Below are 13,580 nucleotides of genomic sequence, written 5' to 3'. Positions count from 1 at the left end.
CGAGATCTCAGCGCGCCAGCCCTCAGCGCTCAGCCCTCGCCGACCGGCAGGCACCCGGCCACGCGGCACCGCCTCCGCGAGTGAACGCCTCCTGAAGAGAGGGACGTTCCCCGCACGCCGCACCCACCCCTTGCGGCATCATGATCCCCACGGCCCTTGATCCAAGGCCGCGGCCCAGCCGTCCGGCGACCACCCACAAGGTGCGCGGACGGCCGGCCTTCCCCCCGTGATCCGCCCGGCCTACTTGATCCGCCCGTTGTCGTCCGAGAACGCCGTACGGTACTGCTCGCAGCTGGAGTCCCAGCGCAGGGTGCCGCGGAGCGTCCCGTATCCGGACCGGGTGAGCGACCACTCCACCGTGTAGACCCCGGTGTCGCAGGCGATCCGCTTCCCGCCCGGGACCTTGACCCGGCCCGTCGCCGGCCGGCCCGTCAGCTCCTGGTCCACCTCGCCCGCCGTCGCCCGGCCGGCGGTGCGCAGCACGGCGTGCACGACGATCGGGTGCTTGCCGTCCTTCGTCGTCACCGCCTTCTTGACGAGCTGGGAGTCGGCGACCGACCACGCGAACTCGTACGAGGGCAGCCAGGCCATCGTCTTGAGGTCGGGGACCTCACGCTCCCACTGCTGGCCGCCCTTCGATTCGGTCCGGGTGACCGTCTTGTACTGGATGTTCGGGTAGAGGCGGAACTGGGCTTCCACCTTGTGCATGTCGTCCTTCGTCCACATCGACTTCATCGCCTTCTCGTCGCCTCCCGGGTCCTGGAGGAAGGTGCCCTGGGCCGCGGTGGCGGCGGACTGACCGAGGGCCGGGGCGAGGGCCGCCAGGGCGGCGGCGAGGGCGAGGGCGGCGGTGCGGGTGCGGTTCATGCCCCGTCCAACGGGAGCTCGCGGCGGGCCGGAACGACACCGCGGGCGCGTTCACCCGTAAGGGAGCCGGGGCCCTGCGCGGAGCTGACACATCCGCGGAGCGCCGGGAATACCAGCTGATCAGCGCCAGTTGGGCCGGGTGTTCGACGTACGGAGCACAGGGGGATGGAATGGGCGTGCAGGTGAACGGCACCGTCGCGGCGGGCTGGGAGACGGTACGGGCCGAGTTCGAGGCGGTGGTGGCGGCGCAGCCGCACTCGCCGGAGGCACAGTTGGCGGTACGTCACCACGGGCGCCCGGTGGTGGACCTGTGGGCGGGCGAGGACACCGACGGCGAGACCCTGTCCTCCGTCTACTCGATCACCAAGGGCGCGGCCCACCTGGTGGTGGCGCTGCTCGTGCAGGACGGGGTGCTGGAGCTGGACCGGCCGGTCGTCGCGTACTGGCCGGAGTTCACCGGGCACGGCAAGGAGCGGCTGACCGTCCGGGAGCTGCTCTCGCACCGGGCCGGGCTGATCAACACGCCGGAGGGGTTCACGGTCGAGGAGCTGGCCGACGACGCGCTCGTCGCGGCGCGGCTGGCGGCCGCGAAACCGTACTGGGAGCCGGGGACGGCGTACGGGTACCACGCGTTCGTCATCGGTGCCCTGACCGGTGAGGTGGTACGGCGGACCACGGGCCGGTCGATCCAGGAGGTCTACGAGGAGCGGGTGCGCGCGCCGTACGGACTGGACCTGTACCTGGGCCTGCCGGCGTGGGCGGAGGACCGCTGGAAGCCGGTCCTGGAGCCGCTGCCGACGCCCGCGCAGCTGGAGATCCAGGCGGCGGCCGGCCCGGGGCCCGAGCTGATGCCCATCGCGTTCAACTGGCACGCCGATCCGCCGATGGACCTCGTCGCGTACGGCAACCACCCGCTGGTGAAGGCGCAGGGTCCGGCGTCCGCGGGCGGAGTCGGCACGGCGGCCGCCATCGCGGGGCTGTACGCGGCGGCCATCGGCGAGGTCGACGGCCGGCCCGCGCTGCTGGAGCCGGAGACGGCGGCGGAGTTCGCGAAGCCGCACACTCCCGGCGAGGACCTGGTGACCCCGGAGGCGGACCACTTCGGGCTGGGCTTCGAACGCCAGCCGGCGGTGGGCCCGGAGGCGTTCGGCCACTGCGGGGCGGCGGGGGCGAACGGCTTCGCCGACCCGGTGACCGGCATCGCGTACGGCTACACGCGCCGCCGCTTCGGCTTCCCGGGCGGCACCGCCCCGGAGAACTTCCCGCTGACGGCGGCGGTGCTCAAGGTGGCCCGGGCGGCCTCCTGACGGCGACGGCTCTGCGGGGTGAACGCGCCGCCGGGGCCCGTTGAGCACGGCAAAGGCCCGGCCCCGGGGATCCGATGATCCCCGGGGCCGGGCCGCGACCACCGGTCTCAGGGACTCGGTGGACTCAGTGCACTCAGTGCACTCAGTGGACGATGGAATCCTGCGGAACCGGCACGGGCTTGCCGCCCTCGGCGCCGCCGGCCGGGGCCGGTCCGGCGCCCCGGAGCGGGACCTCCTTGACGAACCAGGCCGCCAGGAAGCCCAGTACGGCGATGGCCGCGCCGAGCAGGAAGGCCGAGTGCGTACCGGCGGCGACCGCGTGCTGGTAGGCGTCGCGCACCGCCTCGGGCAGCTTGGCCAGGCTCGCCGCGTCGAGCTGCGCCGAGCCCGACTTGGCGGCGGCGGCCGGGCCGAGCCGGTCGGTCATGGTCTCGGTGACCTGCGAGGTGAACAGGGAACCCATCAGCGCCACGCCGAAGGAACCGCCGAGCGTACGGAAGAGGGTGGCGGAGGACGAGGCGACGCCCATGTCCTTCATGTCCACGCTGTTCTGCGCGACCAGCATGGTGATCTGCATCAGGAAGCCGAGGCCGGCGCCGAGGACGGCCATGTACAGACCGGAGACCAGTCGGGTGGTGCCGGTGTCCATCGTCGCGAGCAGGAACAGCCCGACGACCATGAGGGCGCCGCCGACGATCGGGAACACCTTGTACTTGCCGGTGCTGGTGGTGATCCGGCCCGCGATCAGCGAGACGACCATCATCGAGAGCAGCATCGGCAGGAGCAGCAGACCGGAGTTGGTGGCGGAGGCGCCCTGCACGGCCTGCTGGAACAGCGGCAGGTAGAGCACGCCGCCGAACATCGCGAAGCCGACGAGGAAGCCGATCACCGACATGAGGGTGAAGTTGCGGCTGCGGAAGATGTGCAGCGGCATGACGGGCTCGGCGGCCTTGGTCTCGGCGAACAGGAACGCGGCGATCGCCACGACGCCGAGGACGATCAGGCCGATGATCTCACCGGAGCCCCACGCGTACTCGGTCCCGCCCCAGGTGGTGACCAGCACGGTGGAGGTGATGGCGATGGTCAGCAGGGCCGCGCCGAGGTAATCGATCTTCCCCTGGGCCTTCTTCTTCGGCAGGTGCAGAACCGCCGTGACCATCGCCAGCGCCACGGCGCCGAGCGGAAGGTTGATGTAGAAGGACCAGCGCCAGCCCATGTGGTCGGTGATGGTGCCGCCGACCAGCGGGCCGCCGATCATCGCGAGGGCCATCACGCCGGCCATCATGCCCTGGTACTTGCCGCGCTCGCGGGGCGGGATCAGGTCGCCGATGATCGCCATCACGCCGACCATCAGACCGCCGGCGCCCAGGCCCTGGATCGCGCGGAAACCGATCAGCTGGCCCATGTCCTGGGCCATGCCGCTCAGGGCGGAACCGATCAGGAAGATCACGATGGAGGTGAGGAACGAACCCTTGCGGCCGTACATGTCGCCGACCTTGCCCCAGATGGGGGTGGAGGCCGCGGTGGCCAGCGTGTACGCCGTGACCACCCAGGACAGGTGCTCCAGCCCGCCGAGCTCACCCACGATCGTCGGCATCGCCGTACCGATGATCATGTTGTCGAGCATGGCGAGCAGCATCGCGATCATGAGTGCCATGAGCACGACGCGGACGCTGCGGGGCTTCACCTCCCCGGAGTTCTCCGTCTTTTCAGTCATCTCCACCATGCTGTCCACTCCCCTGGCACTTTCCGCACCCGGCCACTTACTTGCCGCCCGGCTAGTTCACTACACTGGTGAAGGTAGACGCGTCACTAGCCGGGCGTCAAGTAAGTTCTTTGGGGAGAGTCATGTCCAGCAGCAGTCCGCACCAGCGGCGTGGGAACACGCGTCAGCGCATCCAGGACGTCGCGCTGGAGCTCTTCGCCGAGCAGGGGTACGAGAAGACGTCGCTGCGCGAGATCGCGGAGCGGCTGGAGGTCACGAAGGCGGCGCTGTACTACCACTTCAAGACCAAGGAAGACATCATCATCAGCGTCTTCCAGGACCTGACCCAGCCCATCGACGACCTGATCGGCTGGGCCGAGGGCGAGCCGCGCACGCTGGAGACCAAGCGCGAAGTGCTGCGCCGCTACAGCGAGGCTATGGCGTCCGGGGTCTCGCTGTACCGGTTCATGCAGGAGAACCAGGCGACGGTGCGGGAGCTCAGCATCGGCGACACGATGAAGAAGCGGCTCTTCGCCCTGGTGGAGCTGCTCCGGGCCGAGGACGCCCCGCTTGCCGACCAAGTGCGCTGCATCAGCGCGCTGTTCACCCTGCATGCCGGGATGATGTTCCTCCAGCACGTGGAGGGCGACCCCGAGGAGACCCGTAAGGCGGCCCTGGAAGTCGCCACGGACCTCATCACCCAGGCGCACCACCACCAGCAGTAGCCGCCCGCAGGAACCCGGTGAGGGTCTCCACGTACGCGTCCGGGTGCGTGCGCTGCGGGACGTGTCCGGCACCCTCCAGGGTGGCGACCTGCGCCTGGCGCAGCGCTTTGGCGAGCTTGGCGACGATCACGGCGAACCAGGGCATGCCCTCGCCCCCCGTGGTCAGCAGCGCGGGGCCGGTGTAGGTGGCCGCGAGGCGGGGGAGGTCGATCATGGCCCAGGACGGATCGGACTGCTCGTCCAGGAAGGTGGGGGCGTTGGCGACGAACGTCTCGCGGACCGGCTCCGGCACCCTGCCCCACTCCCCCGGCCCGGAGACCACCTCTTCCACGAAGCTCCGGGCCGCGGCCTCGTGGTCACCGCCGCGGATGTCCGCGAAGACGGCGTCCAGGCGCAGGCGGGCGGCCTCCGCTTCCTGATCGCCCTCGACGAGGCCCAGCAGCGGGGGCTCGTGGGCCGCGAGAGTGCGGAACAGTTCGGGGCGGCGGGTGGCGAGGCCGAGGGCGATGGAGCCACCGAAGGAGTTGCCCGCGACGTGGGCCGGGCCGAGGTCCAGGGCCTCGATGAGCGCGGCGAGGTCGTCCTCGTCCTGCCTGCGGGTCCCCTGGCCCGGCGGGCGCTCGCTGCGGCTGTGGCCGCGGCGATCGTAGACCACGACCCGGTACGACTCGGCGAGGCGCGGGGCGACCGCGTCCCAGCTGTGGTGGTCGACCCAGGATCCGTGGACCAGTACGAGGGGCTCGCCCTCGCCCGTGACCTCGTAGAAGAGTTCCACCCCGTTCACGCGAGCCTGTGGCATGCCGAGCCTCCTCCTCCGGTAGGTCCGCGGGGACACATACCTCAGGTGATGTCCCCTCACACGTGCCGGTTAGCCCAGGCGGCGCTCCTCGGCGGAGATGCGGACGTCGTTGACGCCGGCCTCGCGCCGACGCATCAGGCCGTCGTCAGCGGACAACCCACTGCTCGTTGCCGTGGCTGCGCCACCACTGGCCGGTGGTGTCGGGCCACTCGTAGTCGAAGCGGACGGAGGTGCGGTTGCCGGTGTACGCCCAGAGTTCCTTGCGGGGGCGGTAGTCGAGTTCGCGGGCCCACTTGTCGACCAGGAGGGGCAGAAGAAGGAAGTCGCCTTTCGAGGAGCAGGAAGGAACGATCACTCCTGCGAGTGGGCCGGCAGGGGGCCGACAGGCCGGTCAGGCATCGGCCCGGAGAAGCCGGACCGCAGGACCGGTGACACCGACGCGCAGGCGGCCGTCTGGGCCGGCGGCGAGCTGGGCAACGGTTTCATCGGACAAGTGCATTGCTACCAGGCCACCGGGTACGGTACGCGTACGCCAGCCGGAGTCGTCGAGGTACGCCCGCGCCCGCCTGATGGCCCGGTCTGCCCGATCCCCGGCGAGGGGTTCCGTTGCCCAGGCGTGGTGCAGGTAGGTGGCCCCTTCGTTCTCGACCGTACGCAGACCCTCACCGCTTGCAGCGTCGTGAGGGACGCGCAGGGCCTCGTAGATCCGGCTTGAGTAGGCCAGAACACGCTGCTGTGAGGCATCGTCGGCGGTCAGGGACTGCGCGGACGGGGAGGCGCTCTGCGTGGCGGTCGGGTAGTAGCACGGCGAGGTGACGGTGATGTAAGCGACACCGTCACCAGTGGTCTTGTCCGTCACGCTGTTGCCGAGTGTCATCCAGTAGTCGTCCGGCTCGGTGCGCATGTGCACACTCGTGGCAGGGTCCGACCAGTCCCCGTCGGACTCCGCGCTCTGGAACTTGTAGCCCAAGGCCACCCACGCGTCCCTGGCCTGGCGCACGAGCTGTCGCCCGGCGGAACCCGGAACCCCTTCGAAACGGTAGCTGATCTGCACCTGCCGCCTATCGCTGGCGCCGGAGTCCGCCAGGCATGCGTCGGCGCCGTAGCGACCGTCCCGCTTCAGGTTGGGCTTCGGCGACATGGCGCCCAAAGCCTGCTGGACCAATTCCTCCGCCCGACTGACTGCCTGCTTCTCGTCCATGGTCACCTTCTCCTGCCCTCCCACAACCCCACACGCGGACAGCGACAAGGCCAGCCCGAGCCCCGCCATCGCGGCCGACATCCTTCTGAGCAAGATCACTTTCCCTGTCCTGTCACTATGCCTGCCATGTGGTCAAGGGACTTGCCCTCCCAATACTGCGAGTGGGCAGGCATGGGGCCGTCCGAGCCGGGCGCCTTGCCCGGCGCCACCTCGAACGTCCGTCCGCCGAAGTCGTCCGTGGTGGGGTCCGTTCCATAGAGGACGGAGTGGTCGTCCAGCAACTCGGCGGCGCCCGGCAGCCATAGAGGTCCGAGCAGCCCGCTGGCGACGGCGTTGGGTGACGGGGCGAGGTTGATGAGATCGTTTTCGGCCGTGGCCGACCACACGTGATCCGACGCAACGCCCAGATCCTTCGCGTGCTCCACGCCCACGCCCGGGCTGCCCACGAAGATGACGTTGTCCACGGGCAGGTCGGGGTGCCCGGCCAGCGCCTTGCCTGCGACCAGCGTCCCGTAACTGTGGCCGAGGACCGTGGAGTTCACCGGTCCGCCGGTATGGGCGGTGTCAACCCCGGTGAGGAACCGGCTCAGCGGCTCCTTCGCGGCGTTGGCGTAGCTGTCGCTCGTCGCGTCCGTGAGGATGTCCTGAGGGGCGTCGTAGCCGAGCCAGACAATCGAAGCAGTTTGCTGCCCATTGCCGGTGCGCGTCGCAGCCTTCTGGAGGTCCTCGGCCCGGATCAGGTCTCCACCGATGCCCGAGAGGTTCGCCCCGGTTCCCGGCACGTACGTCACCACGTTGTCGGCGGTGTCCGGGTTGCCGATGGAGACGATGGCCTTGCCGAGCTTGCTGTTGTCGAAGCCCAGGAGATAGCCCTCCGGGCGGTGGTCGGTCTCGGACCCGGTGAGGCGGTCCTGGATCTTCTGCATCCCGTTCAGCCGGCCCTCCATGGCCTTGCGCTTCTCGTCCCACTCCTTCCACGCCTTGGACTCGATCTGCGCGCCCTTGACCTCGCGGCCGGTGATCGGGCTGATGTACTTCTCGTACCGGGGCGGCTCCTTTCCGCGCCAGGCGTCCAGCTCGGCCTGGGTCGTGCCGTGCGTTTCGGCCAGGACGACGCGGTTCGCGGTGTCGCGGATCTCCGACGGTATGCCGTCCAGGGCGCCGACGCTGGAGGGGTAGAGCGAGACGTACTCGTCCCGCTGCTCCTGGCTGAGGTGGTTCCACCAGGCGGCGTTCTCCGCGGGGGACTTGCCGTGCGGTATGTCCGAATCCTTGAAGTACTTGCCGGCGGCGTCGCGCGCGTGCTGGAGGTCCCGCGCCGCGTCCGCCCAGACGGCGTCGTCGACCCGCAGGCCGCGCTCGGCCTTGAGCTCCGAGAGAGCGGTGCGATAGCGGGAGTCGATCTCGGCCGCCGCGCGGCAGGCCGACGCGATGCGTTCCGCGATCCCCTCGGCCTTGCCCTTGTTCGGGTTGATCACCAGGCCGTCGGCCGCCCCCGGAAGCAGGGCGACCCCGGTGCGCGGTGTGGCCGTGCCCCCCTCGGGAGGCTTCAGGTACGGAGTGGGCGGGGTACCGACCGGGTAGGAGACCGAGCCGTCCTGGTGGATGGTGAAGCCGAGGTTCTCGGCGTCTTCGAGTGCGGCCTTAAGCTGGCTCTGCGGGGCGGCCACCTCAGCGGCGAAGCCGTTCAGGGCTGTGCGGATGAGGCCGCATTCGGCGTGGATGTACTGGAAGTTGCGGGCCAGCCGGGTGAGGTCGCCCAGGGCGGCGTCCGCGGTCTGCGCCTGTTGGGTGTCGCGCAGCTTCGCGAGCATCTCGTTCTCGACGCGCTCCTTGGCCGCGTAGGCACGGCTGCTGACATCACCCCAGCCGTCCGCCGCCTCCTCGTACTCGCTTGGCTTGAGATCCTTCAAGTGCTGCCAGGTCATCACGGGGCGCTCACCGACCCTTGTCGGGGTGAAGGCTGTCGAACCCGCTCTTGACCCGGTGGTTGACCTCGCCGAACTCCTTGCCCACCGACTTCAGCGACCCCTCCAGCCGCGTGCACTCGTTCCGGACGTCCTCAAGCCGGCCCTTCCACGACGTGCGAACCTCCCCGAGGATCGCGGGCAGCAAAAAGCCTTCGAGGGTCGGGATGACGCCCTCGTGCGCGCTGTCCAGCCGGGTCAGGGCGGTGTTGGCAGAGATGGTCAGCTCCGAGGACACGCCCGAGGCGCTCGTCCACGGGCCCTCACTCACATCGAGGTCCTTCCCGCCTCCGTCACCCGGAGCGGCTGCCGAAGCCAATGTCATTCGAGGTGAAGAGCCGAACAACTTCTCCCACTCGGGACTGAGCCCCATGCGTCCCCCCAGATCACACGTCACACGTCACGCGCCACACGGACACCGCACACCGTACGGTGGATCGAACAACGGGACATGAGTACGGATGCTCATTTGGCGGTCGTGCAGGCCGGGCCACCGCTGGGCGGCCGAACGGACAAAGGAGGGTGGGCGGCGCGCGGTTGAGAACGGTGCACGCGACGCCGGCGGGGGCCGAGATTCAAGGCGGGAGTGGCGCGCGCCGCCGGACGTACTGGACGACTTCAAGGACCCTCAGTGCTGGCTCACGGAAGACCCGCAGACCGCCCGTCCCCCGGCCGGGAGCCCCGGGGGCAGGCCGCGCCGTCGGGCTACGCGCACGGCCCGTGCCACAGTCGGACACCCTTCAGCTCGGCTCAGCCTTCGGCCCGGAGTGCACGCGCGCGGGGCCCGGCTGGTCAAGTACGACGCGCACACGCACTGGATGGACCAGCACCCGCCCACTCCACCAATGACCGTGATCTCATCCACGTCATCGCTCGTGACCTTGATCCGTGGCATCTGGGCCAGCAAGGCGGACTACCTGCTTCAGCCGCCGGAGCTGCGCGGGAAGGTGACCTCGACCCGGCGGTTCTTCTTGCGGCCCTCTTCGGTGCCGTTGTCGGCGATCGGGTAGTCCTCGCTGTACCCGCGCACGTCGAAGATGACCCCGGGGCTGGTCACAGTCTTGGCGAGCTCGGCCTGCACGGCGTCGGCGCGCTGCTTGGACAGTTCCTTGCCGTGCTCGTAGCTGCCCTGGTCGTCGGTGAACCCGAAGACGCGGACGCGGGTGGCCTTCTGCTGGTTGATCTCCTGCGCGATGGCCTGGATCCGGGCGGCCGCCTGGGCGTTGAAGACGGCGCTGTCCTCGGGGAACAGCACCTCGGCCTGGAGGGCCATCATGACGGTCTGATTGGTCTCCTGCCGCCGCTGCTCGCCTCCGAGGTCTTCGACGACTTCGGCGATGTCGAGCACCTTGACGGGGGCCAGGGTCCCGCCCTGCGGGATCTTGAGCCCGGGCGCGTTGGAGTCGATGGCGACGGGCGCGGCGGCGGAAGGCTCGGTCCCGGGCGGCACGGACGGCTTGACGTCGTCGGCGTAGGCGGTGGTCGCGCCGAGGATGTGGGCGCCGGCGATGACGAGGCCGACGACGGCGGTTGCGGCGGAGACGCGGTGGCGTTGGCTCATGGGGTCACCCGGAGATTTTGACGGTGGCCGTGGCGAAGGTGGGCAGACTGAAGTCCACTTCGGTGGTGGCGGCGGGGGGTGCGGGGAACTGGGCGAAGAAGGGGACCGTCTGGCCGGCGTCGATGATGTTCAGCCCCGTAGTGCACAGGCACCGGCCGTCCGTGTCTCGCAGCACGTAATACCGCTTCTTGCCGGCCTTGTCGACCAGCGTCACGCCTGCAACGGATACGCCGCTGGCGTTGAGTTCGTTCCCACGCCAGGGGGCGGTGTTCACGTACGGGGTGCCACCCGTGTTCTTCAGCTGACCTTCGATCGTCAGGAATCCACCGGCGTCCCGGCCCGCCTTGCTGATCGTGAGCACCATGCCTCCCTCACCGTTCACCGTGGCGAGGATCTGGCTCGCCGGAGGGGCCTCGGTCTTCGCCGCGCCGGACGGGGACGCCCCTGCGTTGCCCGGCGGCTTGACAGCGGCCGGTCCGGCAGGCTTATCGGACTTGCCGTCGCCGCCGCACCCCGTCAGGGCCAGGGCCAAGGCCGCCACCATGCCCACAGCCGCCTTCCGATGGGTCGAGCGCCGAACACTCATGTACACAGCTTCCTTGTCTCTCGGTCGTCAGGCGATCAGGCGTAGGTCGAACAAGGCCGCGGCCAATGAGCGCCACGAGCCCGGTCGGGCTGGGTCATAGACGACCACGGCGCCCTTGTCGCACCCGAACTCGAGCCGGCCGGGTGGCGGGGGCGTGGGCGCCGAGCCGCCACCCCCGTCCGGCTCTGCCGACTTGATCCGGCAGCGGGGGACTATCTCCGCCGTGGCGACGGCCATGCCTTGCGTCCCACTCACCCCAGGGACGACCGAATCCCCCAGCGTCCCGTTCGTCTTGGTGCGGGCTGTGAACCGGAGGCCCGAGCGGCTGCACGACACTGTCGCATCGTTCCTCGCGGCGAAGTCCGTCGCCGCCCCGCACGGGCCCGACCCGCCGTCAAAACGATTGCCTTGCAGGACCTGTTCCCAGTCCTCGGGTGAAAGCGTGGCCAGATCCACGCCGGGTACGAGATGGTCCCGGGCGTCCCGCGCCGCTGCGAGGGCGGCGGCGTCGGCGGCTCCCTGCGCACTGCTCCGCACGATGCCCGCCTTGCTGATGGTGAAGTACGCCAGAACGGCGAAGAGCACACCCACCACGACTACCGCATAGAGAGGGAACGCCTGACCTCGGTCACCGCCGAACCGGCGCCGCGTCACTTCCCTGCCGTGATGCTCGCAACGGCGGCCGTGATCTTGGTGGTGATGGCCTGGCCGATACCCGTGCCGATGATGGCGCCGATGATGACCACGACCACCAGGATGATCCCCAGGTACTCGAAGGCCGTCTGGCCGCGGTCGGTCGTGGTCTTGTTCCCGTAGCGCTTCCGCAGCCTTGCCAGGGTGTGGTGTGGCATGGGGGGTCCCTCCCGGTCGGGTGGCGCTGGTGATGGGCGGAATGTACGGGGAGTCACGGGTGGTGACCAAGGGTCCCGGGGCCCAATTACGGACCCATTGCGCAGTACGTCTACCCATGGCCGGTCACTCCTGGACGGGCCGTGCCCAGCCAGTGGGCTATCGCCTCGCTGCGGGTGGTGGTCCGAAGCTTCGCGAAGATGCGGTTGATGTGGTTCTTGACCGTCTTCTCGCTGATGAAGCAGGCCGCCGCGATCTGCTGGTTGTTCATCCCGGACGCGATCAGGTCCATGACCTCCTCCTCCCGCGAACTCAGGCCGTAGGCGACGTGGTTGACCAGTCGCTGAGAAGACTGTGCCACAGCCGGTTGCGTTTGCGAAGAGGCGCGGAGCTCCGCGAGAAGGGCATCGGCCGCCGTCGGGGTGAAGTGGGCGCGGCCCGCGTGGGTGTCGTGGACGGCCCGGATCAGGTGGTCCGGGGTGAATTCGCCGTGGACCAGGTAGCCGCCCGCGCCCAGGAGCAGGGCCTCGCGGACCACCTCCGCCTCCGTGCTGTACGTCAGCATCAGCACCGGCGCCAGCCGGACCAGGTGCGGCAGGGCGGAGATGCCGTCGACGCCCGGCATGCGGACGTCGAGCAGGATGACGTCGGGCCGGTGCAGGCGGGTCAGGTTCAACGCCTCGCGGCCGTCCGCCGCCTGGGCGGTGACCTCCAGGTCCCCGGCGGTCGCCAGCAGGGCGGCCAGGCCCGCGCGGACGACCGGGTTGTCGTCGGCGATCAGGATCCGCAGTGGGGGCATCACGGGCTCCCGAGGGGGAGTTCGAGGCGGACCCGGGTGCCCGGGCCGGACGGGCGCGGGCCGATGTCGAGGCCGGCGCCGATCGCCGCCGCGCGCTCCCGCATGCCGAGCACGCCGAAGTGGCCCGATTCCGCGAGGGCCGTCACGTCGAGGCCGCCCGGCGGCAGGCCGCAACCGTCGTCCTCCACCGTGAGCACCAACTGGGGCCCGGAGCCGGCGGCCTCGACCTCGACCGACGCCGCCGACGCGTGCCGACGGGCATTTTCCAGGGCTTCCGAGACCACCGCCAGGAGGTGTGTCGCGACCGCCGAGGGGAGCAGGGGCAACACCCCTGTCGTACGGAGTGCGACGCGCGGTTCGGTGTCCGTCAGCGCCCGCAGCTCCGCCGGCAGCGAGACCCCCGAAGTGTCCAGGTCCCGGCGCAGGTCCGTGAGCAGGGCCCGGGACTCGGCCGCCGCCCGGCGGGCCGCCTCGGCCACCGCCCGTGCCTGGCGGCGGGTCGCCTCCGGGTCGGTGCCGGTCCGGGAGAGTGCCTCGGCGGACAGGGCCAGGCCGTGCAGGGTCTTCGACACCGAGTCGTGCATCTCGCGGGCCAGCCGCTCCCGTTCGGCCCGTACCGCCTCGGCCACCGCCAGCCGCGCCCGGGTCTCCGTCAGGGCCCGGCTCGCCGCCCCGAACCGGAAGAGCAGGTCGCGCAGTGAGGCGCCCGCGGCTCCCGCGAGCAGGCACAGCCCCGCCAGGATCGGGCCGCCCGCGGCCGCGACCACCAGGGCCGCCTGGAGGGCCGCGTAGAGCGCCGAGCCGCGCCACCCGTAGACCAGCCCGGCCAGCAGCGGCGTGCACAGCGCGACCGGACCGAGCGGGGAGTCGGGCGTGGCGGTGATCAGGAGCAGCGCGCTGCACGCCATGTCCACCGCGAGCAGCCAGCGGTGGCGCAGCAGCAGCGGGCCGAACCGCCCCCAGTCGCGGAACAGGACGTACGACAGCATGAACGTGAGCAGGACCGCCCCGCCCACCAGGTACCCGGGGGCGCCGGGCGCGGTACGGCCGAGGGCGAACGGCGCGCCGAGGGTGATCAGCACCATCCGGAGGGCGAAGACCTGTCGGCACAGGGCCCGGAGGGCGTTCACCCGGAGGGTGAGGGACGGCAGTGCCTCCGAGCGAACCGGCTCCCGGGGCGCGGCCGCGGGGAACGGCAGGGTGGCGGCCATGGC

The 13,580-nt window shown here is 70.4% G+C and carries 15 protein-coding genes; 2 read left to right on the top strand and 13 right to left on the bottom strand.

From position 1 onward, the window contains the following. Positions 1 to 240 precede the first annotated feature (240 nt). Entirely contained in the window at positions 241 to 867 is a 627-nt protein-coding gene (locus tag ACZ4M3_RS06290; RefSeq protein WP_467730464.1) for a hypothetical protein, read from the bottom strand. 170 nt (positions 868 to 1,037) lie between these two features. Here ACZ4M3_RS06290 and ACZ4M3_RS06285 point away from each other — a divergent pair, with 170 nt between their 5' ends. Beyond that, positions 1,038 to 2,174, top strand: a complete 1,137-nt coding sequence (locus tag ACZ4M3_RS06285) for a serine hydrolase domain-containing protein (RefSeq protein ID WP_467730463.1) — start codon at positions 1,038 to 1,040, stop codon at positions 2,172 to 2,174. 142 nt (positions 2,175 to 2,316) lie between these two features. On the opposite strand, the gene ACZ4M3_RS06280 is transcribed toward ACZ4M3_RS06285, so the two are convergent. Further along, entirely contained in the window at positions 2,317 to 3,891 is a 1,575-nt protein-coding gene (locus ACZ4M3_RS06280) for an MDR family MFS transporter (protein ID WP_467730462.1), read from the bottom strand. Positions 3,892 to 4,022: 131 nt separating this feature from the next. Between ACZ4M3_RS06280 and ACZ4M3_RS06275 the strand changes: the two genes are divergently transcribed. Continuing rightward, positions 4,023 to 4,604, top strand: coding sequence for a TetR/AcrR family transcriptional regulator (locus ACZ4M3_RS06275; RefSeq protein WP_467730461.1), 582 nt, complete (start codon positions 4,023 to 4,025; stop codon positions 4,602 to 4,604). Here the strand turns inward: ACZ4M3_RS06275 and ACZ4M3_RS06270 are convergent. The 11 genes from ACZ4M3_RS06270 to ACZ4M3_RS06220 all read right to left on the bottom strand — a co-directional run bounded on the left by ACZ4M3_RS06270 (position 4,576) and on the right by ACZ4M3_RS06220 (position 13,577). Next, on the bottom strand, positions 4,576 to 5,403 hold the full coding sequence (locus tag ACZ4M3_RS06270; RefSeq protein WP_467730460.1) for an alpha/beta fold hydrolase: 828 nt from the start codon (positions 5,401 to 5,403) through the stop codon (positions 4,576 to 4,578). The two genes, ACZ4M3_RS06275 and ACZ4M3_RS06270, sit on opposite strands and share 29 nt — an antisense overlap. Positions 5,404 to 5,548: 145 nt before the next feature. Then, complete coding sequence (locus tag ACZ4M3_RS06265; RefSeq protein WP_467730459.1) at positions 5,549 to 5,758, bottom strand: DUF1348 family protein; 210 nt, start codon at positions 5,756 to 5,758, stop codon at positions 5,549 to 5,551. A gap of 36 nt (positions 5,759 to 5,794) precedes the next feature. Next, positions 5,795 to 6,604: a hypothetical protein gene (locus tag ACZ4M3_RS06260; protein ID WP_467730458.1), complete on the bottom strand. Its 810-nt coding sequence runs from the start codon at positions 6,602 to 6,604 to the stop codon at positions 5,795 to 5,797. Between the two features lie 95 nt (positions 6,605 to 6,699). Then, complete coding sequence (locus ACZ4M3_RS06255; protein ID WP_467730457.1) at positions 6,700 to 8,532, bottom strand: alpha/beta hydrolase; 1,833 nt, start codon at positions 8,530 to 8,532, stop codon at positions 6,700 to 6,702. 10 nt (positions 8,533 to 8,542) lie between these two features. After that, positions 8,543 to 8,842: a hypothetical protein gene (locus ACZ4M3_RS06250; RefSeq protein ID WP_467730456.1), complete on the bottom strand. Its 300-nt coding sequence runs from the start codon at positions 8,840 to 8,842 to the stop codon at positions 8,543 to 8,545. A gap of 651 nt (positions 8,843 to 9,493) precedes the next feature. After that, positions 9,494 to 10,132 carry an OmpA family protein gene (locus tag ACZ4M3_RS06245; protein WP_467730455.1) on the bottom strand — a complete coding sequence of 213 codons (639 nt, stop codon included), beginning with the start codon at positions 10,130 to 10,132 and terminating at the stop codon, positions 9,494 to 9,496. 4 nt (positions 10,133 to 10,136) lie between these two features. Beyond that, on the bottom strand, positions 10,137 to 10,673 hold the full coding sequence (locus tag ACZ4M3_RS06240; RefSeq protein ID WP_467730816.1) for a hypothetical protein: 537 nt from the start codon (positions 10,671 to 10,673) through the stop codon (positions 10,137 to 10,139). 72 nt (positions 10,674 to 10,745) lie between these two features. Next, positions 10,746 to 11,372, bottom strand: coding sequence for a pilus assembly protein TadG-related protein (locus ACZ4M3_RS06235; RefSeq protein ID WP_467730454.1), 627 nt, complete (start codon positions 11,370 to 11,372; stop codon positions 10,746 to 10,748). Further along, complete coding sequence (locus ACZ4M3_RS06230; RefSeq protein ID WP_467730453.1) at positions 11,369 to 11,569, bottom strand: hypothetical protein; 201 nt, start codon at positions 11,567 to 11,569, stop codon at positions 11,369 to 11,371. The genes ACZ4M3_RS06235 and ACZ4M3_RS06230 overlap by 4 nt, the downstream gene beginning before the upstream one ends. A 110-nt stretch (positions 11,570 to 11,679) precedes the next feature. Next, positions 11,680 to 12,366 (bottom strand): response regulator, encoded by a 687-nt coding sequence (locus ACZ4M3_RS06225; protein ID WP_467730452.1) that lies wholly within the window; start codon positions 12,364 to 12,366, stop codon positions 11,680 to 11,682. Continuing rightward, on the bottom strand, positions 12,366 to 13,577 hold the full coding sequence (locus ACZ4M3_RS06220) for a sensor histidine kinase (RefSeq protein WP_467730451.1): 1,212 nt from the start codon (positions 13,575 to 13,577) through the stop codon (positions 12,366 to 12,368). Before ACZ4M3_RS06220 ends, ACZ4M3_RS06225 begins: the two co-directional genes overlap by 1 nt. Between the last annotated feature and the right edge of the window lie 3 nt (positions 13,578 to 13,580).

The sequence above is a fragment of the Streptomyces sp. NPDC026522 genome (genome assembly GCF_055567555.1).
The sequence above is the reverse complement of the archived record's forward strand: the minus strand, read 5'-3'. Positions and strand labels throughout refer to the sequence as shown.